A 21,473-nucleotide genomic window follows, 5' to 3' on the forward strand; every position below is an offset into this window, starting at 1 on the left:
ATATTATCTTATTTCTAGCTTAAAATCAAGCCCATCTATTTTCCTCTCGCCAAAACCAATCCCCAAATTTCGGAAGGGCCAAAATCATAAAAAGATTTAGCGCATTCTTCTAATGTAGCTGAAGTCGTGCAAACATCATCAACCAAAATTATTTTTTTATTTTTAATGAATTCTGGCTTATCGCAAAAAAATGCGCCTTTGATATTTTTTCGCCGATAAATTGGATTTAAGCTCATTTGCGATTTTGTTTTTTTAGTTCTAGATAAAACATCATTTAAATAAATCAATTTAAAATATTTTGCTACTTCAATACATAAAAGTTCGGATTGATTAAAACCTCTTTCTCTTAATCTATTTTTATGCAAAGGAATTGGCAAAATTATAAATTCATGATCAATTTTTTCTTTAAATATAGTTTTCTTCAATCCAAAAATCAAAATTTTTGACAATGGTTTAGACAAATCCTGAATATATTTATATTTCAAAGTATGAATTGCTTTTTGTAGCAGATCATTTTCATAAGTTGCTGAAACAATAATGCCATTTAGTCTTGAAGTCTTTTCACAGTCTTTGCAAAAATTTCCAAGCTTTGTTGTTTTATGGCATTTTGGACAATCTTGTTTTTCATTTAATTCAATATCCAAAAAACAATGGTCGCACAAAAATTTACCCTCATCACCACAGGAAATACATTCAATAGGGAATAGTATATCTAAGCAAAAATTTTTAATTTGTTTTAGCAAAACTTTATAAACTTTAAAAACTTTATGAACTTTATAACTTGTTCGATTTGTTCAACACGATTCCATTTTTATTTTTTTCAATCTTGATAATAGCATTCTCGCCAAATTCTTCCGAAATTATTCCTTCAGCCAATGGATCTTCAATCACTTCGCCAATTGTACCTCGCAAAGGGCGAGCGCCTCTTTCAAAATCAAAACCTTTATCAGCAATTTCTTTTTTAACTAAATCAGAAACTGCAATTTTGATTTTTTTATTCCATAATCTTTTTTGCAATTCTTTAATTTGCAAATCAATAATTTTCTTGATTGATTCAGGACTTAGCGGTTTGAAAATTACAATTCTGTCAATTCTATTCAAAAATTCTGGACGATATTCTTTTTTTACATCGCTCAAAATTTCTTTTTTATAATCTTCATAAGTCTTGTCAAAATTTTCTGGATTATATTTTTCAGTCTCGCCAAAGCCAACTGCATTTTTAGTTATCGATTTTGTTCCAGTATTTGATGTCATGATAATTATCGTATTTTTGAAATCAACTTTTGTGCCTGCAGCATCTGTTAATACGCCATCATCTAAAACTTGCAAAAATAAATTAAAAACATCTGGATGAGCTTTTTCAATTTCATCAAACAAAACAACAGCATACGGTTTGCGTTTTATGGCTTCTGTTAATTTTCCGCCTTCTTCATAGCCAATATATCCAGCTGGAGCGCCAATTAATTTGGAAATATTAAATTTTTCGCTAAACTCTGACATATCAATTCTGATCAAATCATCAATGTTTCCAAAAACTTCCATTGCCAAAACTTTGGCTAATTCTGTTTTTCCAACTCCAGTTGGACCTAAGAATAGGAAAGAGCCAATTGGTCGATTCGGACTAGAAATTCCAGCTCTTGAGCGTCTTATAAATTTTGCAACTAGCTCAATTGCTTGTTCTTGACCAATTACTTTCTTGCCTAAAATATTTTCCAAATTTAATAATTTTTCTTTTTCTTTTGTTACTAATGTATCAAGTGGAATATTTGTCATTAATGATAATGTCTTGGCAATATCGGAACTAAATATTTCTGGCCAAGTATTTGTATCATCTAAAATTTCATTCAATTTTTCATGCAAAGCTAATTCTTCTTTTTTCAAAATTAAAGCATCTTTGAATTTTTCTTCTTTGACTTTTTTCTCTTTAATTAATTTAATTTCATCAAGTTTTTGAGATAGAGTCGAAAGTTCGCCATTTATAATTGTTTTGCCATGTTCGATTTTTAAACGCGATAAAGTTTCATCCAAAACATCAATTGCTTTATCAGGCAAAAATCGATTATGCAAATATCTCTTTGATAAAGAAACAGCGCTTTCAAGTGCATCATCAGAAATTTTTGTTCGATGAAATTTTTCAAAATTATTTTTTAATCCTTTTAATATTTTTATAGTTTCTATTTCACTTGGCTCAACAATTTTAACTAACTGAAATCTGCGTACTAATGCATTATCATTCTCAATTGTTTTTTTGTAATCAGCAAAAGAAGAAGTACAGATAATTTGCAAATCATTGGACGACATTGCAGGTTTCAAAATACTTCCGGCATCAAAAGCGCCATTTGATTGGCCCATTGAGATAATGGAATTTATTTCATCAATAAACAAGATCACATTTTTATTTTGTGATAATTCATCAATCAATGCTTTCAATCTCATTTCAAATTCACCGCGAAAAACAGTTCCAGCAATCAATTTTGCTGAATCTAATTTAAAGATTTTTTTATCTTTCAAAAAACCAGGCACTTTTTTCTCAAATATTTTTTTTGCTAATCCAAAAATAATGGCTGTTTTTCCAACTCCAGACTCGCCAATTAGTAGAGGATTATTTTTATGTTTTCTGCCTAAAATATTAATAATTCGATCTATCTCTTTTTCTCGTCCGACAATTTTATCGCAATTTTTCAAGAAATTTTTATCGCAAATATCATTGCAATAAAAACTCAACGCTTCTTTGTCCTTTTTATTCGATCCTTCATAATGCTTGGTCATGTCAGCAAATTTTTCAGTATTTTTCAGCATAATGTCTGATTGCTCAATAATATATTTGAGATCGCATTTCAATTCGCGCAATAAAACAAAAGCTTGGCACTTTTTAATTTGTAAAATTGCCCATAATAAATGTTCAGTTCCAATGAATTTATGATTATGTTTATTCGCGCATGAAAATGATTTTAGCAACAAATTTTTTGTATCGTCAGTTAATGATACAAAATCATCATCTTTTTCAGAAGTTTTATTTTTGTTACTCAATAATTTTCCTAAATTTGCATTATTAGAATTATCTTTTTGCTTGATAATTTTTACTTCCAATTCATTAATTTTTAATCCAGAATTTTTTAAAATTTCAGCAGCAATTCCGCCTTTTTGGGAGGCTAGTCCATACAATAAAAAATCAGAACTTAATTGATTAGTTCCAGACTTTTGTGCAGTTGAAAAAGCAATATTGATTGCTTCTTTCAAATTTGTTGAAAATTTATTTAATATCTTTGGTATTTCGTCAATCATTTGGTTTAAATTAGTCTCGATAATTATATTACAGAATTATCAAAAATTCAAGACTAATTGTCAGATTGTTTTTTTTGCTTCATTGCTTCATAGTTCAATTGTTATATAATAAAAAAAGAGGCAAGATAGCCTCACAAAGAGCTTAGTCGTTTACGTACAAATGTTGATCGTGCTGTCAGAATAGTATCTAAAGTTGTTTGAGCAATTTCCAATGAATTTCTAGCTCCTCTTTCAGCAAAACTGAGCATTTTCATTACACTTTCTCCTCGACAATTTCCATCAATATCACAAAGATCATATTGTTGATCAATCAAATAGTCATTTCCGTTTTGTACTTCGCAATTATGGTGATAAAATGTGAAACAAACAATTACTTTGCCATTTGGAAAAAATTTCACGAATATTTGTCGAAAACCATGAGTAAGATCAAAGGGCAAAGAAACCATTGGCACCAACCCGCTTTCTTCCTCATAAAACCTCTTTAAGGTATTTCTTCTTTGTGCATAATCCTGAGATGTCAAGCAATCCATTCTTTCAATCTCTTCCAATCTTTCCATCATTACTTGACATTCATCCTTGAATGGTCCTGTCATCTTCTCTCCCTCCTTTTTGTGGAAAGAACAATACATTAAACAATATGTTAAATCAACAACTAAATCAAGCCATAATTTATTCACAAAAGCTTCTTGCTCAATATCCAAGAACTGTTTTTGAAATTGAAGATAAATTAAAAAAGAAAAACTGCCAGCCAGAAATAATTACTCAAGTCATAAAATATTTAAAAGACAAAAATTATCTTAATGATAATGAATATGGGAAAACCTTTTTAGAATTTGAATTAAAAAACAGACCATGTGGCAGAATGTTATGCTATAAAAAATTAGTTAAAAAGGGGATTAGTAAAGATTTAGCCAGTCAAGTTTTGGATGAAAATTATCCAGATGAAAAAGAAATAGAATTAGCCAAAATTTTAGCAGACAAAAAAATGCGTGAATTAAAATTTAAAGACAAAAAAACAATCTATCGCAAATTAGGTTATTATTTAAACAGCAAAGGTTTTTCCAGCACAACAATATTAGAGATTATCGAAAATTTCTAATTTCTGTTTTCTGTTTTCTGTTTTCTAATACTTGTGGGTATCTTAATTGATGAAATTATTATTATTTGCTATATTATATCTAAGAACTTATTAACATTGAAAATCAAAATTAACAACTGAATACATTTTTTCCACAAAATTTTTATATTTTTAGTTTTTTATATTTTTAAATATGCAACTTCAAGAGCTTTTAGCAGAAGTTATAAAACAAAATGCATCTGATCTCCACATCACAGTTGGCAAGCCACCGACAATCAGAGTTGATGACAAGTTAATTCCAATTGCCAATCAAGAAGTACTGACACCAGAAACAACAGAAAATCTAGTTTTGAGTTTGTTAACAAATGAACAAAAAGAAATTCTGATGCAAGATAAAGAGTTTGATTTTTCATACGCTTATAATGATCAAGGCAGATTTCGTGTTAATGCCTATTTTCAAAAAAGCTATCTAGCTGCATCTTTAAGATTAATTCCTGCAAAAGTTAAAACTTTTGAAGAATTAAATTTGCCAGAAATTTTAAAAAGTTTTGCGAGTGCTCAACAAGGTTTTTTCATTTCTTGCGGTCCTGCTGGTCATGGAAAAACAACAACAGTCGCTGCAATGGTTGACTATATTAACAAGCAAAGGTCAGATCATATTATTACTATTGAAGATCCAATTGAATATACTTTTATTCAAGACAAATGCTTAATTGATCAGCGCGAAGTCCATCTTGATACTCATTCTTTTCCGCAAGCTTTAAAATCTTGTTTGCGTCAGGATCCAGACGTTATCTTTGTCGGTGAAATGCGAGATCTGGAAACAATATCAACAGCTGCAACTTTGGCAGAAACAGGTCATTTAGTTTTATCAACTTTACACACTAATAACGCTGCCGATACAATTGACCGTATGGTTGGTGTTTTTCCGCCTCATCAACAAGAACAAATTCGATTTCAATTAGCTAGTTCATTATTGGGCATGATATCTCAAAGACTAATTCCAAGAATCGACAAGCCAGGCCGTATTGTTGTTGCCGAAGTTTTAAAAATCAATGCTGCAGCCAGAAACTTAATTCGCGAAGGCAAAACATATCAGTTAAACAATATAATTTTAACCAGCAAACAAGAAGGCATGATTTCTTTAGATACTTCATTAGCAGAATTGGTTAAATCAAAAATAATCAGCAAAGAAAATGCCTTAGCTTATGCAATTGATCAGAAAAATTTGAGTATGCTATTATAACGAGTAGTATGTAGCAGGTAGTAAGTAGAAAGTAGTAAGTCTACTTTCTACTTTCTACTTGCTACTTTCTACATTTTATAAATTAATTTATTTGAAAGGGGGTGAAAAAGAAAAAATGAAAAAGTTCTTCACGTTAAAGAAAGACCACAAAGGTTTCACTTTGATTGAGTTGTTGGTTGTTATTGCTATTATTGGTATTTTGGCAGCCATCGTATTCGTTGCTTTAGGCACAGCAAGAAGAAAAGCAAGAGATGCAAGACGCGAATCAGATGTTCGCCAAGTAGCCTTGGCAATGGAGTTGTATCATGATGATAATGGCGCTTATGTAACAAACGCTGGTGCAGCAGTTCCAGCAATTGGCACATATATGCCAACAGCGCCATCAGATCCAGGTTCAGGAAGCTATGTTTGGGTAAACAATGTTGCTGATTCTCAAGATTATGTTGTTTATGGAACATTAGAAAAAACTTGTACAAACACTTGCTACATTGTAGCAAATCCAGATGGAGTACAAGAAGTTGATCAAGCAGCTGCACCTACATTAGCAAATCCATAATTTTCATATTTAAACTGGCGGAGCAAAAAATGTTCCGCCAGTTTAACATATGTTTCTAGAAAAACAAGAAAAAATATCGCTAATCATTTGCAAATTTTTGCTAATATTTTGCTAATAGTTACTAAATAGATTGGCAAATAATTTGCATAAATTAGCAAAAGATTGGCGTCCATTTTTTAGATTTTTATGAAAAACCAAAAGGGTTTTACTTTAATTGAGATACTAGTTGTTGTTTCTATCGTCGGAATTCTTGCATCAATTGCTCTAATTGGCGTTGATGATGCCAGAAAAAAAGCACGTGATGCTCGGCGAGTTTCTGATTTGTATCAGATTTCTCAAGCCATTGAAATGTATAACAATGCAACAGGTCAGTATCCAGAAAATTTATCATCAAATCTTACCTCATATTTTCCAAGAGGATTACCCAAGGATCCAAATCCAAGTAATAATTACGATTATATTCGTAGTCTCTCCAAATGTTATATTTTGCGTGCCAAATTAGATCGTAATAATAAAGATATCCTAAAAAGAGATTTAGATAATGAAATTACCTGCGGAGCATCAATAGATTGCAATGACGATTCTCTTTTCTATTGTGTAGGAAATAATCAATGAATTATGAATCAGGAATTATGAATAAAGAATAATGAATCTTATGTTAATCCTAGCTAGCGTAATAATATTAATATTTGGTTTAGTTATCGGCAGTTTTCTTAATGTTGTCATAAACCGTCTCAATCTTCATCAAAACTTAATTTCGCCAGGCTCGCATTGTCCAAACTGCAAACACAATTTAAATTTTTGGGATTTAATTCCTGTTTTCAGTTTCATTTTTTTAAGAGGAAAATGCCGTTATTGTCAAAAAAAAATTTCTTGGCAATATCCATTAGTTGAGCTGACAACTGCAATTTCATTTTTATTATTATTTTTCAAATTTGTTGATATTAATAATATTAATCTTGATTTTCTTGTTATTTTAGAACAGCTTTTAATCTATTTCTTTTTCACAAGCATCCTGATAATAATTTTTGTTTACGATCTTAAGCATTATTTGATTCCGAATAAAATTATATATCCAGCATTAATTATAACTTTGATTTTGCAAATTATCCCAATATCCCAATATCCCAATATCCCAATATCTAATTTAATAATTGGCTCATTAATTCCAGGAATATTCTTTCTGCTTTTAGTCCTTGTTTCCAAAGAAAAATGGATGGGAGCAGGCGATGTCAAATTAGGTTTTTTATGCGGTCTAATGATCGGTTATCCAAATATTTTTGTTGCTTTATTTATCTCCTTTGTTTTAGGAGCAATTATTGGTATCATTTTAATTATTTCAAAGAAAAAAGATCTCAAAGACAAAATGCCATATGGCACTTTATTAACTTTTGCAACTTTTATTTCTATTCTATTTGGCACTCAAATTATAAATTGGTACTTTAGCTTTTTAGGCATAGTGTGATACAATATTTTTAGTAGATTCGCATATTCGCAACATTTGCATTCATTCGTATATTCGTATTATTTATTATAAAAAATAAAATAAAAAAAAATGAACAAGATCAAGTATTATCTGGCAGGCATTTTTTGTGTTTGCCTAATGTTTGGAATCAGTCATTTTGCTTTGGCTGATTCTACAATTTCTGGGAAAATTTTAAAAACCAATGGTGATCCAGTAATAGGCGATACTGTTTATCTCCGCAGTAATAGCAATGTTTATGTCGATACTACTGATGCCAATGGTAATTATACTTTCACTGTTGATGACGCACCGATCACTGATAGCTATACGTTAATTCCTAATGACATTAATTATATATACGAAGTAGGATATATAATAGCTCATTCTGAATATTTTTATCCGCAATCTAGACCTATTTCAATTGTCGATGGTGTAAATCAAGCAGACATCGATTTTACCATGAGTCATCATGGAATGGTATCTGGAAAAATCACCGATAGTAGTGGCAATCCGATTGATGAAGTTTTGTTCTATATGTGGGATAAAAATGGCCAATCTTTTTATGAATATTCCTATTCTGATATTCTAGGTAATTATTATGCGACTCCGCTATATGGTTCGAGCCAAAGCATTAATGCGCAAGGAAATTATCAGGCTTATGTTTTCAAAGAAGGTTATTTGCCAGTATATATAAGTAGCTTAGCAATTGTCGATAATCAAACTCTTTCACAAAATGTTACTTTAACAGGAAAAAGTCATGTTTCTGGCAATATAAAATCGAAAAAAGGAACGAATCTAGCAGATATTGTTGTCAAAGTCTATCGTTTAGGCGATGATGACGCTTATGCTGTTTCACAAAGCGATGCAAATGGTAACTATCAAATTGATCTTGGTCGGACAGGAGATCCAGATGATTTTGGTGATTTTTCTGCCAAAGGAAAATATATTCTAGAAGTTGCAGGCGATGATACTTCTGCATATACAAAAAAATCAAAAAATATTTCTGTAACATCTGATGAATCAAGCCTTTCCAAAAATTTTACCTTAAGCAAAAAGAAAGGTTCTCTTTCAGGTAAAGTTAAGACCAAGAAAAATACAAAAATTGAAGGCGCAATGGTTAAAGTCAATTTAATCAGTGATCCACAGATTACTTCTACAACATATTCTGATTCAAGCGGCAGATATAGTTTTGCTCACTTAACAACTGGCAATTATCAAATTACTGTTAGTAAAGATGGCTACGTTAATTATGAAATGACTAATAAGAAAATCAAAAAAGGAACTAAAAAGACTTTTAAATTAACAACAGCTGGTAATATCTCTGGTTATGTTTTTGACAATGTTACCAAGAAACCTCTTTCTGGTATTTATGTTTATCTAGTCAATTCAGATATTTATGCTTCCACCAATAGCCAAGGCTATTATGTTATAAAAAACGTTCCTACAGGTAATCGCAAGATTTATGTAAGGAATTATAACTATCAAGAACAATTTTATTTCAAAGCTTCAAGTATCAGCAAGGCAAAGACAATCAAAGTCAAGAAAAACAAAGAGAATAAAAAAAATAATTTCTATTTGACATCTTATCAAAGAACATATCGATAAATTAAGATAATAAAAAGACTAGATAAAATCTAGTCTTTTTTGTATTAGAGATTAATTAGAGAAAAGTATTAGAGATTTAATTCGAGAAAAATTTATTCCGCTATCTCAATCATTCGATTAGCATGATCTTTTCCTTTTGTATTTACCTCAAAATAATGATAATAACTGTCATCATTTTTCATAAAATCATATTGAGGTAAAGATCCAGCACTTCCAACAATTGTCATTGTAATACTTAGCAAATTAAATGGAAAATACATATGCAGATGTCCAGAATATACTTCTTTGACATTATTTTTTGGTTCATTAATTATTTCATAAAATTTATCATAGCTTGCAAATGTCTGCTTTGTTCCGCCATCATTAATATCAAAAACATCTTCAAAAGGAATTTTTGTTGGTCGATGCATAAAAATAAAAGCTGGAAATTTATTTGTTGCCAAATCTTGTTTAAGCCAGTTTAACTGTTCATCAGAAAATCCTTCTAAATTCCATGAATTATCCAAAATTACGAAATGATTTTTTTCATAATCAAAAGATTGATAAAGATCTTTATAATAATTTAAAAAAACAGATTTATCTTGTTCATCAGCTAGAATATCATGATTGCCAGGAACAATATAATAAGCAATATTCAAATTTTTCGCCATATAATTTTTGAATTCTTGAAATTCAGCATCAGTTCCATTTTGTGTAAAATCTCCTAAATGGATAAAAAATTTTGCATTGCTTTTGTTTACTTTTTCAACTATTTGTTTGTAGATTTTGTTCAAATCATCATTTTGTCTGCCAGAATCAGAGGCAACAGCAAAAGTAAAATCAGTTTCATTGGTCACAAGATTTTTTATTTTTTCAGTTATCCTGGCTTTATTAGCCGAATTATCAATCCTTGGTTTTAAAATATAAAAATAAAAACCAGCCAGTGCCAACAGGAATAATATTAATGCTAAAATAAAACATGAAATATACTTTTTCATGAGTTTATGATATCATAAAAAAGAGAAAACAGAAAACAGGAAAAAAACAAGCACTGTTTTCTATTTTCTGTTTTCTAATAAATATATCATGCCTTCATCACCCGAACAATATCCGCAACTAGCCGACATCAAAGAATCAGGAGAAGTAAAAAAAGCTCCTGGTTTTGAACTTGAAAAATCAAAAGAGTTAGATCAATTTGCTGCAGAAGCAAACAAGATAGCTGAAGCAATTAAAGAAGACAAACCAGTTTTGCTTGAGCAGGTTTTAGAATTAAGAGAAGCATTAGAAAAAATGGTTGAATCAGATCCAAGAATAGAAGCAAAAAGACTATTTGGTGAAGGATATATGGGACCTGAAGAAATTGAAAAACATTTTACTTTAGAAAATGGTGAAAAACTATTTGAATATACGTCTGAAGAAAAGCAAAAAATTGTTAGAATGTTGCGTGAAAAATTAGATGATCCGCAGATTAGAGATTTAATTAAGCGAACACCAAAAGAAGAATTGCGAGAAAGATTCCAGCTTTTTCTTTTTCCTGATAAATTCAAGGATGGCACGCCTGTTACAATGAAGAGTCTTTATGAAAGATTCCAGCCAGAAATGACAAGGCGAGGCTTAGGAGAATTATTTCATGGCAAAATTGACGATAACGATTGCTGGTATTATAACAAGGAAAATAAAGAACCTTTTTTTACGTCTGATTCCAACCCATTATCTTGGAAACTATTAAGCAGAGGCAATCTTAAAGGATCTGAGAATCATGATTATTTTGAAGAAACAAAATTTTTACGAGAATACTTAAGACAAAACAATTTAGCAACTGAAGATGAACTCAACGAATGTAGCGATGAGAGATTAGTAGAATTAAGGCAACTAAATGAGCGTGATTGGAAGAAAGCGGCAAAACAATTATCAGAAATCATGATTAATAAAAACTATCGAATTAATCCTTTAGAAGCTGTTTTTATGCATTCAATCAAGGAAAGCGTGTTGATGAGCGCTAGGACAGCCAAATGTTCTTCTTCTGGTGGATATATTTACGTCGGTTTTTATGGACATGGTATAGGTATTGGTCAATCATGGAATGGGAATGATTTAACCAGAGGGATTTCGAATTTGGGCGTTGCACTTTCCTGCTAATTTTTTTGAAGACTAGTTGAGTTAGCTAGAAATTATGCGTTTAAAAGTAGATAAATAATTTGATGACAAAAGAACAAGCCAAAATCAGAATTGAAAAACTAAAAAAATAGTATTTTAACAAATGCCATCATCACCAGAACAACAACCACAACTAACAGATATCAAAGAATCAGAAGAAGTAAAAAAAGCTCCTGGTTTTGAACTTGAAAAATCAAAAGAGTTAGATCAATTTGCTGCAGAAGCAAACAAGATAGCTGAAGCAATTGAAGAAGACAAACCAGTTTTGCTTGGTCAGGTTTTAGAATTAAGAGAAGCATTAGAAAAAATGATAGAATCAGATCCAAGAATAGAAGCAAAGAGATTATTTGGCGAAAGCTATATGGGTCCAGATGAAATAGAAGCATATTTTACAGTTCAAGAAGAGAATGGAAGAGTTGAAAAGCTATTTGAATACACTCCAGAAGAAAGAAAAAGAATTAATCAAATGCTACGAGAAAAGTTAGATGATCCGCAAATCAAAGATTTAATCGCTAGAACTCCAAGAGAAGAATTGCGAGAAAGATTTCAGCTTTTTCTTTTTCCAGATAAATTCAAAGATGGAACACCTGTTACAATGAAAAGCTTAAACGATAAATTTAGCGCCGAAATGGAAAAACGAGGTCGAGGATCTTTGATGTATAAACATCCAAGAGAAAAGGAATGGTATTATAATGACGATCGTAGAGAAAATTTCTTTACAACAAATTCAAATTTATTATCTTGGAAGCTACTAAGTAGGAGCACTCTTAAAGGATCTATGGGCCATGATTGTTTTGAAGAAACAAAATTTTTAAGAGAATATTTAAGACAAAACAATTTGGCAGGTGAAGACGAACTAGCTGAGTGCAGTGATGAGAGATTGACAGAATTAAAACAATTGAATGGACAAGATTGGAAAGAAGCATCAAGGCAATTATCAGAACTTAAAATAAATAAAAACTATAGAATAAATCCATTAGAAGCTATTTTCATGCACGCAATTAAACAAAGCGAAATATATGGCAGAGCTGCTAGAACAGCCTGGCGTTCTTCTTATGGTGGAATGCTTAGCGTCGGCGAATATGGACAAGGTATGGCTATCGGCGCTGATTATGATAATTTAGATAAAGAAATTTCCAATGTTGGTATTGTACTCTCTCTCTAGCAAAATTTAGAAACAATATTATGGATAAGCAACAAGCTAAAATCAGAATTGAAAAATTAAAAAAAGAAGTTAACCATCATCGTTATCTTTATCATGTTTTAGACAAGCCAGAAATTTCTGACTCTGCTTTGGATTCTTTAAAAAATGAATTATTTAAATTAGAACAGCAATATCCAGAATTTATAACATCAGATTCTCCAACTCAAAGAGTGGGAGGAGAAGCGCTCAAAGAATTCAAAAAAGTTAAGCATGATGTTCGCATGCTCTCTTTTAACGATGCTTTTTCAAAAGTTGATATGCATGATTGGCAAAAGAGAATGGAGAATTATTTAAAAGAAAAAAAAGAATTTAATTTTTATTGCGAGCCAAAAATTGATGGTTTGGCAATTTCATTAATTTATAAAAATGGTCAATTTATTTTAGGTTCAACTAGAGGTAATGGCTTTATCGGTGAAGATGTGACCATAAATTTAAAAACAATTGAAAGCATTCCTCTTAATTTAGAAAAAAAAGATCACAAAATTTATCTCAAAAATTATAATTCAACTGAATTAAAAAAAGTTGATCAGCTTTTAGAAAAATTTAATTTAAATAGTTCAGAATTAGAAGTTCGTGGCGAAATTTACTTAGATAAGAATGATTTTGAAAAATTAAATAAAGAACAAGAAAAAAATCATCTCCAAATTTTCGCCAATCCGAGAAATGTTGCTGCAGGTAGTATCAGGCAATTAAATCCAAAAATTACTGCCTCAAGAAAACTAAAATGTTTTGTTTATCATGTTATCACAGACTTAGGCCAAACAACTCATGAGCAAGAACATTTAATGCTTAATCGTTTAGGTTTTAGAATTAATCCTTACACTGAATTAGCAAATAACATGGAAGAAGTTTTTACATATCACGAAAAAATTGGCAAAATCAGAAATAGGCTAGAATATGAAATTGATGGTGTCGTGGCTATTATTAACGATAACAAATTGTGGCAAAAATTAGGAATTGTTGGCAAAGCACCTCGTGGTTGCATGGCTTACAAATTTCCTGGCAGAGAAGCAACAACTATTGTAGAAGATATTAAAGTTCAAGTAGGCAGAACTGGTGCCTTAACGCCAGTTGCACATTTGAAGCCAGTGCCACTTGGTGGTGTCACAATTTCGCATGCCACTTTGCATAATATGGATGAAATCAAGCGTTTAGGAATTAAAATTGGCGATACTGTTATTATTCAAAGAGCAGGCGATGTTATTCCTGATGTTGTTAAAGTTCTCACAAATTTACGGACTGGCAAAGAAAAAGAATTCCACATGCCAAGCAAATGTCCAATTTGCGGATCAAAAGTTTTTAGAAAAAAAGAAGAGGTTGCTTATTATTGTTCCAACAAAAATTGTTTTGCCTTGCAAGAGCGAGCAATCACTCATTTTGTTTCAAGAACTGCTTTTGATATTGAAGGATTAGGTCCAAAAATAATTGAGCAATTAATCAGCAATGATTTAATTGATAATGCTTCAGATTTATTCACTTTAAAAATTGATGATTTAAAACCATTAGAAAGATTTGCTGAAAAATCAGCGACCAACATAATCAATTCAATCAACAAAGCAAAAGATGTTACTCTAGCAAAATTTATTTATGCTTTAGGCATTCGTCATGTTGGCGAAGAAACTGCATTTGACCTTGCTAATCATTTTGGCAATTTAGAAAATCTAGAAAAAGCGTCACTTTCAGAATTAGAAAAAATTAGAGATATTGGAGGCGTTGTTGCAAAAAGCATTCATGAATATTTTCAAAATCAGAAAAACCTTGACTTTGTTCATAATTTAATAAAAAATGGCATAAGGATCCAAAAACAAAAGCAAATCGCTCAAAAATTAGCTGGCAAAACTTTTGTTTTAACAGGAACGCTTGAAAAATATTCCAGAGACGAGGCTAAGAAAAAAATCCGTGATTTAGGCGGAGACGTGTCATCATCTGTTAGCTCCGAAACTAATTATGTTGTTGCAGGTTCTGAGCCAGGTTCCAAATATGACAAAGCCAAGGCGCTCAAAATTAAGATTCTTAATGAAAAAGAGTTCCTCGATTTAATTTAATTACAAAATTATTCACGCAGTTCATAAAGTCTTTAAAGTTATAAAGTTCGTAAAGTCGACTTTAAAAACTTTATAACTTTAAGAACTTTATAAACTAAACTTATGTCAGACATTATAACCAAATCCGAAGTCGAAAAAGTTGCAAAATTAGCTCGCATTAAAATTACTGAACAAGAAAAAGAAAAATTTGCCAAGCAATTGACTGGTATTTTAGATTACGTTAATCAATTATCAGAAGTTAATACTGACAATGTAAAACCAACAGCTCAAGTTACTGAATTAAAAAACGTTATGCGACCAGATGAAATCAAGTCTTTCGAAAATCCTGCTGAGCTAGTTGAAAGTGCGCCTGAAAGTAGAGATAGGCAAGTCAAGGTAAAGAGCATTTTATAAAATTCCAAATTACAAAACCCAAATTTCAAACAAATCCCAAATTACAAATTCCAAAAGACGACGGTTTGTAATTTGTATATTGAAATTTGTTTGGGATTTGGAATTTGTTATTTATAATCTATCAAATTATGTTAAACAAACTCAACTTAACCGATTTATCCGCCAAATTACAACGCAAAGAAATTTCTTCATCTGAATTAGTTTCTGATTGCTTAAAAGAAATAAAAGAGCAAGATTCAAAAATTGGCGCCTTTTTGGAAGTCTTTGAAGAAGATGCAATTAACCAAGCCAAAGAAATTGACAAAAAAGAAAAGCTTGGTCCATTAGAAGGTATTCCAATTGCCATTAAAGATGTTCTGCTAGTTAAAGGCAAAAAAAGTACCAGCGGTTCAAGAATATTGGAAAATTATATTGCTTCATATGATGCAACAGCAGTTGCCAAATTAAAACAAGCTGGCATGATTATTATGGGCAAAACTAACTGCGATGAATTTGCCATGGGTTCATCAACCGAAACTTCAGCTTTTCAAAAAACCAGAAATCCAGTTAATTTAGAATATGTTCCAGGCGGTTCATCAGGTGGATCTTGTGCAGCAGTTGCCGCCAACTTTTTGCCAGTTGCTTTAGGTACAGATACAGGCGGATCAATTCGCCAGCCAGCAGCTTTTTGCGGAGTTTACGGTCTAAAACCAACTTATGGCAGAGTAAGCCGATATGGATTATCAGCTTTAGGATCAAGCTTTGATTCTGTCGGTCCATTTGCAAGATCAGCTGAAGATTTGGCCTGGATTTTTTCAACAATTGCCGGAAACGATCCCAAAGATTCCACATCTTCAAAACTTGAAACTCAAGAATTAATTAATCAAACATTTCCAGTAATCAAAGGCTTAAAAATTGGTTTGCCAAAAGAATGTTTTGGAGAAGGAGTAAATACGGAAGTTAAAGAAAAAGTTGAATTAGCAATAAAAAAATTAGAAAAACTTGGCGCCAAAATTCAAGAGGTTAGTCTTCCTCATTCAAAATATGCCTTAGCTGTTTATTATGTTTTATTACCAGCCGAAGCATCAGCTAATTTAGCTCGCTTTGATGGAGTTCGCTATGGCTATTCTTCTAAATCAAATGATTTGCTTTTAAATTATTTAGAATCAAGAGCTCAAGGTTTTGGCGATGAAGTGAAAAGAAGAATAATGATTGGCACTTATATTTTATCAGCTGGCTATTATGACGCTTATTACAAAAAAGCACAAAAAGTCAGAACAAAAGTTATTGAAGATTACAAAAAAGTTTTTGAACAAGTTGATTTATTGGCAACACCAACAACTCCAACAACTGCTTTCAAATTTGGTGAAAATTCAGATGATCCAGTTGCGATGTACATGAACGATATTTTGACAGTTTCAGCTAACGTTGCTGGTGTACCTGCAATTTCCATTCCATGTGGTTTTGACAGCAAAAAATTGCCAATTGGTTTGCAATTAATTGCTAATCATTTCGAAGAAACAAAATTATTACAAGCTGCCAAGGCTTTTGAAACATTATAGAGTTGAATCATGAATAAAGAATTATGAATTACGATTTAGTTAATATTCAAATTATCTATAATCATAATTCGCAATTTTAACATAATTCATTATTCATAATTCTTGATTCTTATAAAATTTCAGCTAAATTTCAGAAACAAACTTTATACTATTATTGTTATTAATCTAATTTCCGAAAATATGTTAAGTAATACTAATTTAGAACAAAACATCAAAACAGAAGAAAAAGTAAGCAATGTTTCAAAAGTCAATTTTCCAACTCAAGAAAAAAAAGTTAAATCCAAAAAGAATTTAGGAATTTTGAAAGTTGTAATTATTTGTGTTGTCGTCAGTTTTATCGTTTCAACAATTGCTGGTTTTGCCTCTAGTGGTTTAGGCAATGTTATTGTCCAAAGTTTGAGCAATCGAAAATTAACAATTCCTGACAAAATAATTACTGTCAAAGAAGAATCTCAAACAATTGATGTTGCCAAAAAAGTCCAGCCTTCAGTTGTTTCAATTGTTGTTTCCAAAGACCTGCAAAAATTATATCAATACGATTCATCTCCTTTTCAAAACGATCCATTTTTTAAAGATTTTTTTCAAGATTCTGGTTTGAATGAGCAACAGCAACAAAATCAAAATCAACAAAATGGCCAGCAAGAAATTGGCGGAGGTACTGGTTTCGTTATTTCTTCAGATGGCGTTATCTTAACTAATCGCCATGTTGTCTCAGATCAAGAGGCAAGTTATACTGTTGTCACCAATGACAATAAAAAATATGATGCCAAAATTCAAGCTATTGATCCAACTAATGATGTTGCAGTTTTAAAAATTGATGCTAATAATTTAACTCCAGTTGAGCTTGGCAACTCTGATGCTTTGCAAATTGGCCAAGACGTTATTGCAATCGGTAATGCGATGGGTGAATATCATAATACTGTTACTAAAGGCGTTGTTTCAGGCCTTGGTCGAGCAATTACTGCTGGCGATCAATACAGCCAAGCAGTAGAAAGCTTAGACAATATTATTCAAACTGATGCTGCAATTAATCCTGGCAATTCTGGCGGACCATTACTTAATATCGATGGCCAAGTTGTTGGTATTAATACAGCGATGGATTATTCAGGACAATCAATTGGTTTTGCGATTCCAATTAATGATGCCAAGACAGATATTGATTCAGTAAAAAAAGATGGCAAAATCTCCAAGCCATTTTTGGGAGTTCGCTATCAAATTATTAACAAAAGTTTAGCAACAAAAAATAATTTGAAATATGAATATGGCGCTCTAGTTTTACGAGGTACGAGCCAAGATGAAGTTGCTATTGCTCCAGGCAGTCCAGCAGACAAGGCAGGTTTAGTTGAAAATGATATTATCTTAGAGCTTAATGGTACCAAAATTGATTCTAATAATACTTTGGCGAAATTAATTGCCAAATATAAGATAGGTGATGAAGTTACATTAAAAATTTCACATAAAGGCGAGGAAAAAGAGGTTAAGCTAAAATTAGAAGAACGAAAAAGCTAAATAATATAAAATTAATTTTAAAAGCACTTAACAAGTGCTTTTTTTATTTTTAAAATCATGTTATATTATATTTACTATAAAAAAATTTAATTAAAACAAAATGGAAACAAAATGGAAACAAAATGGAAACAAAATTTGCGTTGTCTTTTTTAGTATTCTTTTTGCGTGTTTAATCTTTGGTTTTGCAAAGGCAGAAACTTATACTTGGGAACAATCAAATATTGATACTTCAGTAACAAATGTTACGTCTGTCGTTTCAAATGAAGGAATCATTTATGTTTCCACAAGTAGCGCAAAAGTATATAAATCATCTGACGGCACAATTTGGACCCAAATAAATAATAATTATTTTGATGATCAAAATAATAACAATACTTTAAATTCGCTTTATATATTCAATAATTATTTATACGCTTCAACATCGGTCAAGACTCCAGTTGGCCCTGGCTACTCAGCTGAAGTTCAAAGATGTCCAATATCAACTTGTAATTCTCAATCGGATTGGGAAACTGTCGTTGATTCAACTCATGGAATTCCAGTTGGCAGTAATTATATCCGCGCAATTAATTCAATATACTCGAAAGATAATTATTTATATATTGGCTATCTTTATTATACAACCGTACTTGATTCTTATACTTTAAGAATATCGAGATCTCTTGATGGATCAACATGGTCAACTATTTTAACTGGAGATGCTAGTAGTACAAGCGCATCTGTTGCAGTAATGGCAACGTTTAACAGCCAGCTTTATACTGGTGAAGGATATTTTGGTACTGGAACGACAAGCAGTGTTTATTCTTGCACTCTTTGCGATGGAACTGATTGGGTAGGATCAAACACTGATGGTTTCGGAGACTCAAATAATAGGACTGTTAAGTCTTTAGCAGTTTTCAATAACGAACTTTATGCGGGAACAGAGAAATCTTCTGGAAATGCTGAATTATGGAAAACATCGGATGGATCTGCTTGGACGCAAGTTGGCAGTGATGGATTTGGTGATTCAACCACGCAAGGTTTTTATTCTTTAATGAATTATCAAGATCATTTTTATTTAGGAACTTATGGAACTACTTCAAATGCCAAAGTTTGGGCAACAACAAATGGCACTGATTGGGAACAAAAAAATAGCGATGGTTTTGGAAGCAGTGTTTCAAATGTAACTGGATTTGCTACAGTTGATGGTTATCTTTATGCCGCAACTGGAGGATTGACATCTAAAGCTCAATCATATAGAACTGATCTTCGTCCCACACTAGTTCCAGGAAGTGTAGTCGCATCACAGATTATGGATAATTCTGGGCAAGTCTCTGTCGCATTTCAAGTTGAAGATCCAGATCATAATACCATGAAAGCAAAAGTTGAGTATTCAGTTGATAATGGCTCAACATGGTCAGATCAGATGACTTTCTCAAATCCTTCAGCAACTTTTGGTACGCCAACAATCGATAGCAGTGATGAATATAGAATACAAAATATTTCCACTTCGCAAGGCACTAATGATGTCCATCTAACTTGGAATGCTAATACTGATTTACCAAATGCAAATATTAGCAGCGTTTTGGTCAGAGTAACTGGCAATGATGGTGTAACAAGTACAGAGACAGTAAATTCTAGCGCTTTTAGTTTAGTTCTTGATCGTATTATTTTGTCTTCAAGCATGAATGGTCAAACACTTTCTATTTGTAATTTAAAATTTTTCTTCAAGAAATTACCAGCAAAGTTAAAAAAAAACAATGCATATTATTTAAAATGTGATAAATTTAAAAAGTATCCGCCTAAATTTAAAAAAGCTAAAAAAATGGCGTTGAAAAAGTATTGGAAAATTACAACTAACTTAAATAAATATAAAGCCAAAACCACTGAACAAAAATTCAAAATAAAGATCACGTATAAATATACAACAAAACAATTTAAAAATTTGAAAAAGAGAAACAAATTAGCCAAAGAAAAAAATCTTGAGCTTTTTGTTAGAGATAAAACTAAAAAATGGAAAGAAATTAAAGAAATATGGAAAAATGCCAAGTTAAAACATAATCTTAAGAAAAATAATTTTTCTGTAACTTATTTCAAAAAATTTCCGCAAAAAAAGTTTTTATTTAGTATTGGTTTAAAATAATTAAATAAAATTAATTTTAAAAGCACTTAACAAGTGCTTTTTTCTTTTCAAAAGTATTATTTTGTTGTAAGATAATATAAAGTAAATATAATTGTGATAGGTATAATTTCCTAGTTACTAGTTACTTTTTTACTAATTACTAAGTTTTTATCATGCCAAAAAAAACTTTGACCAGGACAAAAGCTGGAATTGATACAAAAATAATTTCACGAACCGCAATCGCGACATCAATTTTTGTTTTGTTAGCTTTGATTGCCGGTTTTTCTTATGGAATGTCAATTAAATTTACAGGCGAAAAAAACAAAGCAGTTGCCAACAATTTTTTTCAACAATATATAAAATAACTGTTCAATTGTTAAATTGTTAACTTTGTTAATATTTTAACAATTTAACTATTTAGCAATTAAACAATTTAGCTATGTTAAAAGACCGAATCAATAAAGATTTAATTACTGCATTAAAAGCAAAAGATCAGGAAAAATCTTCAATTTTAAGATTAATTAATTCTGAAATCAAAAACGAAGAAATCGCCAAGAAAAAAAGAGAGCAAGGCTTAAATGACGAAGAAACTCAAGCTGTAATTGCTCGCCAAATCAAACAAATCAATGATTCTATTGAATCTTTTAAGGCTGGAAAAAGAGAAGATCTAGTCAAGGAAGAAGAACAAAAATTAGCAATCTTAAAAGTCTATTTGCCAAAACAAATAGAAAAAGCAGAAGTTGAAAAAATCGTTGATGAAGTCATTGCTCAAGTAAAGCCATCGAGTCCATCAGATTTTGGCAAGGTTATGGGGCAAGTTATGGCAAAAGTCAAAGGCAAAACTGATGGAAAAGTTGTGAATGAACTTGTTAGAAAAAAATTGAATGAGAATTAAGAATTATGAATCAAGAATTATGATTTGAATAATGAATAAAACAAAAATAAAATCTTTTACAGATTTAAATGCTTGGAAAGAAGCGCATGTCTTAGTTATAATGATTTATAAAATTACTAAAACATTTCCCAAAGATGAATTGTTTGGATTAATTAATCAGCTTAGAAGATGCGCTGTTTCTATAACCTCAAACATTGCAGAGGGATTTAGCAGACCAACTTACAAAGAAAAAATAAAATTTTATTATACTTCTTTAGGTTCTGTAACTGAACTTCAAAATCAAATTTTAGTTGCGAGAGATATTGAATATTTATCAAACAAAGATTTTCAAAAAATTGCCAATCAAAGCATAACTGTCCATAAACTTATAAATGGATTGATTAAAAAATCAAAAACATTTAAAAAATCATGATTCAT

20 protein-coding genes are annotated in these 21,473 nt (G+C 31.0%); 16 read left to right on the forward strand and 4 right to left on the reverse strand.

Annotated features, from left to right (window positions below; all coding sequences use genetic code 11):
* Positions 1 to 35 precede the first annotated feature (35 nt).
* From WC663_01125 to WC663_01135, 3 genes are all read right to left on the reverse strand, one after another.
* Positions 36 to 743, reverse strand: a complete 708-nt coding sequence (locus tag WC663_01125; protein ID MFA6295933.1) for a double zinc ribbon domain-containing protein — start codon at positions 741 to 743, stop codon at positions 36 to 38.
* 31 nt (positions 744 to 774) lie between these two features.
* Positions 775 to 3,285, reverse strand: a complete 2,511-nt coding sequence (locus WC663_01130; GenBank protein MFA6295934.1) for an ATP-dependent Clp protease ATP-binding subunit — start codon at positions 3,283 to 3,285, stop codon at positions 775 to 777.
* Between the two features lie 131 nt (positions 3,286 to 3,416).
* Positions 3,417 to 3,878: a hypothetical protein gene (locus WC663_01135; protein MFA6295935.1), complete on the reverse strand. Its 462-nt coding sequence runs from the start codon at positions 3,876 to 3,878 to the stop codon at positions 3,417 to 3,419.
* 44 nt (positions 3,879 to 3,922) lie between these two features.
* Here WC663_01135 and WC663_01140 point away from each other — a divergent pair, with 44 nt between their 5' ends.
* The 6 genes from WC663_01140 to WC663_01165 all read left to right on the forward strand — a co-directional run bounded on the left by WC663_01140 (position 3,923) and on the right by WC663_01165 (position 9,235).
* A complete protein-coding gene (locus WC663_01140) occupies positions 3,923 to 4,384 on the forward strand; it encodes a regulatory protein RecX (protein ID MFA6295936.1) in 462 nt (153 codons plus the stop codon).
* A gap of 172 nt (positions 4,385 to 4,556) precedes the next feature.
* Positions 4,557 to 5,609, forward strand: coding sequence for a type IV pilus twitching motility protein PilT (locus tag WC663_01145; GenBank protein ID MFA6295937.1), 1,053 nt, complete (start codon positions 4,557 to 4,559; stop codon positions 5,607 to 5,609).
* Between the two features lie 115 nt (positions 5,610 to 5,724).
* The gene (locus WC663_01150) at positions 5,725 to 6,165 is read left to right on the forward strand and encodes a prepilin-type N-terminal cleavage/methylation domain-containing protein (protein ID MFA6295938.1); all 441 of its coding nucleotides are present in this window, start codon (positions 5,725 to 5,727) and stop codon (positions 6,163 to 6,165) included.
* A 186-nt stretch (positions 6,166 to 6,351) separates the two neighbouring features.
* Positions 6,352 to 6,780, forward strand: coding sequence for a type II secretion system protein (locus WC663_01155; GenBank protein ID MFA6295939.1), 429 nt, complete (start codon positions 6,352 to 6,354; stop codon positions 6,778 to 6,780).
* 31 nt (positions 6,781 to 6,811) lie between these two features.
* On the forward strand, positions 6,812 to 7,630 hold the full coding sequence (locus tag WC663_01160) for a prepilin peptidase (protein ID MFA6295940.1): 819 nt from the start codon (positions 6,812 to 6,814) through the stop codon (positions 7,628 to 7,630).
* Between the two features lie 90 nt (positions 7,631 to 7,720).
* Positions 7,721 to 9,235 carry a carboxypeptidase regulatory-like domain-containing protein gene (locus tag WC663_01165; protein MFA6295941.1) on the forward strand — a complete coding sequence of 505 codons (1,515 nt, stop codon included), beginning with the start codon at positions 7,721 to 7,723 and terminating at the stop codon, positions 9,233 to 9,235.
* 92 nt (positions 9,236 to 9,327) lie between these two features.
* On the opposite strand, the gene WC663_01170 is transcribed toward WC663_01165, so the two are convergent.
* Positions 9,328 to 10,212, reverse strand: a complete 885-nt coding sequence (locus tag WC663_01170) for a metallophosphoesterase (protein ID MFA6295942.1) — start codon at positions 10,210 to 10,212, stop codon at positions 9,328 to 9,330.
* 88 nt (positions 10,213 to 10,300) lie between these two features.
* Here WC663_01170 and WC663_01175 point away from each other — a divergent pair, with 88 nt between their 5' ends.
* The 10 genes from WC663_01175 (at position 10,301) to WC663_01220 (ending at position 21,468) form a co-directional block, all read left to right on the forward strand.
* Positions 10,301 to 11,353, forward strand: a complete 1,053-nt coding sequence (locus tag WC663_01175) for a hypothetical protein (GenBank protein ID MFA6295943.1) — start codon at positions 10,301 to 10,303, stop codon at positions 11,351 to 11,353.
* A gap of 121 nt (positions 11,354 to 11,474) precedes the next feature.
* Positions 11,475 to 12,536: a hypothetical protein gene (locus tag WC663_01180; protein ID MFA6295944.1), complete on the forward strand. Its 1,062-nt coding sequence runs from the start codon at positions 11,475 to 11,477 to the stop codon at positions 12,534 to 12,536.
* A 20-nt stretch (positions 12,537 to 12,556) separates the two neighbouring features.
* Positions 12,557 to 14,620 carry an NAD-dependent DNA ligase LigA gene (gene ligA / locus WC663_01185; protein MFA6295945.1) on the forward strand — a complete coding sequence of 688 codons (2,064 nt, stop codon included), beginning with the start codon at positions 12,557 to 12,559 and terminating at the stop codon, positions 14,618 to 14,620.
* Between the two features lie 102 nt (positions 14,621 to 14,722).
* Entirely contained in the window at positions 14,723 to 15,013 is a 291-nt protein-coding gene (gene gatC / locus WC663_01190; protein ID MFA6295946.1) for an Asp-tRNA(Asn)/Glu-tRNA(Gln) amidotransferase subunit GatC, read from the forward strand.
* Between the two features lie 128 nt (positions 15,014 to 15,141).
* Complete coding sequence (gatA, locus tag WC663_01195; protein MFA6295947.1) at positions 15,142 to 16,554, forward strand: Asp-tRNA(Asn)/Glu-tRNA(Gln) amidotransferase subunit GatA; 1,413 nt, start codon at positions 15,142 to 15,144, stop codon at positions 16,552 to 16,554.
* Positions 16,555 to 16,734: 180 nt separating this feature from the next.
* Entirely contained in the window at positions 16,735 to 18,063 is a 1,329-nt protein-coding gene (locus tag WC663_01200) for a trypsin-like peptidase domain-containing protein (protein MFA6295948.1), read from the forward strand.
* 100 nt (positions 18,064 to 18,163) lie between these two features.
* The gene (locus WC663_01205) at positions 18,164 to 20,182 is read left to right on the forward strand and encodes a hypothetical protein (protein ID MFA6295949.1); all 2,019 of its coding nucleotides are present in this window, start codon (positions 18,164 to 18,166) and stop codon (positions 20,180 to 20,182) included.
* 152 nt (positions 20,183 to 20,334) lie between these two features.
* On the forward strand, positions 20,335 to 20,526 hold the full coding sequence (locus tag WC663_01210) for a hypothetical protein (protein MFA6295950.1): 192 nt from the start codon (positions 20,335 to 20,337) through the stop codon (positions 20,524 to 20,526).
* A 74-nt stretch (positions 20,527 to 20,600) separates the two neighbouring features.
* The gene (locus WC663_01215) at positions 20,601 to 21,056 is read left to right on the forward strand and encodes a GatB/YqeY domain-containing protein (GenBank protein ID MFA6295951.1); all 456 of its coding nucleotides are present in this window, start codon (positions 20,601 to 20,603) and stop codon (positions 21,054 to 21,056) included.
* 31 nt (positions 21,057 to 21,087) lie between these two features.
* Entirely contained in the window at positions 21,088 to 21,468 is a 381-nt protein-coding gene (locus tag WC663_01220) for a four helix bundle protein (protein MFA6295952.1), read from the forward strand.
* Positions 21,469 to 21,473 lie beyond the last annotated feature (5 nt).

Source organism: Patescibacteria group bacterium (assembly GCA_041662665.1).
Taxonomy (GTDB): domain Bacteria; phylum Patescibacteriota; class JABMPQ01; order JABMPQ01; family JAQVVF01; genus JAQVVF01.

What these genes read in the sequence shown, in the direction of transcription:
- WC663_01150 (MFA6295938.1), top strand. Translation starts at nt 5,725, where the DNA reads ATGAAAAAGTTCTTCACGTTAAAGAAAGACCACAAAGGTTTCACTTTG.
- ligA (MFA6295945.1), top strand. Translation starts at nt 12,557, where the DNA reads ATGGATAAGCAACAAGCTAAAATCAGAATTGAAAAATTAAAAAAAGAA.
- WC663_01155 (MFA6295939.1), top strand. Translation starts at nt 6,352, where the DNA reads ATGAAAAACCAAAAGGGTTTTACTTTAATTGAGATACTAGTTGTTGTT.
- WC663_01170 (MFA6295942.1), bottom strand. Translation starts at nt 10,212, where the DNA reads ATGAAAAAGTATATTTCATGTTTTATTTTAGCATTAATATTATTCCTG.
- WC663_01210 (MFA6295950.1), top strand. Translation starts at nt 20,335, where the DNA reads ATGCCAAAAAAAACTTTGACCAGGACAAAAGCTGGAATTGATACAAAA.
- WC663_01215 (MFA6295951.1), top strand. Translation starts at nt 20,601, where the DNA reads ATGTTAAAAGACCGAATCAATAAAGATTTAATTACTGCATTAAAAGCA.
- WC663_01180 (MFA6295944.1), top strand. Translation starts at nt 11,475, where the DNA reads ATGCCATCATCACCAGAACAACAACCACAACTAACAGATATCAAAGAA.
- gatA (MFA6295947.1), top strand. Translation starts at nt 15,142, where the DNA reads ATGTTAAACAAACTCAACTTAACCGATTTATCCGCCAAATTACAACGC.
- WC663_01200 (MFA6295948.1), top strand. Translation starts at nt 16,735, where the DNA reads ATGTTAAGTAATACTAATTTAGAACAAAACATCAAAACAGAAGAAAAA.
- WC663_01160 (MFA6295940.1), top strand. Translation starts at nt 6,812, where the DNA reads ATGAATCTTATGTTAATCCTAGCTAGCGTAATAATATTAATATTTGGT.
- WC663_01175 (MFA6295943.1), top strand. Translation starts at nt 10,301, where the DNA reads ATGCCTTCATCACCCGAACAATATCCGCAACTAGCCGACATCAAAGAA.
- WC663_01165 (MFA6295941.1), top strand. Translation starts at nt 7,721, where the DNA reads ATGAACAAGATCAAGTATTATCTGGCAGGCATTTTTTGTGTTTGCCTA.
- WC663_01130 (MFA6295934.1), bottom strand. Translation starts at nt 3,285, where the DNA reads ATGATTGACGAAATACCAAAGATATTAAATAAATTTTCAACAAATTTG.
- gatC (MFA6295946.1), top strand. Translation starts at nt 14,723, where the DNA reads ATGTCAGACATTATAACCAAATCCGAAGTCGAAAAAGTTGCAAAATTA.
- WC663_01205 (MFA6295949.1), top strand. Translation starts at nt 18,164, where the DNA reads ATGGAAACAAAATGGAAACAAAATGGAAACAAAATTTGCGTTGTCTTT.
- WC663_01135 (MFA6295935.1), bottom strand. Translation starts at nt 3,878, where the DNA reads ATGACAGGACCATTCAAGGATGAATGTCAAGTAATGATGGAAAGATTG.
- WC663_01220 (MFA6295952.1), top strand. Translation starts at nt 21,088, where the DNA reads ATGAATAAAACAAAAATAAAATCTTTTACAGATTTAAATGCTTGGAAA.
- WC663_01145 (MFA6295937.1), top strand. Translation starts at nt 4,557, where the DNA reads ATGCAACTTCAAGAGCTTTTAGCAGAAGTTATAAAACAAAATGCATCT.
- WC663_01140 (MFA6295936.1), top strand. Translation starts at nt 3,923, where the DNA reads ATGTTAAATCAACAACTAAATCAAGCCATAATTTATTCACAAAAGCTT.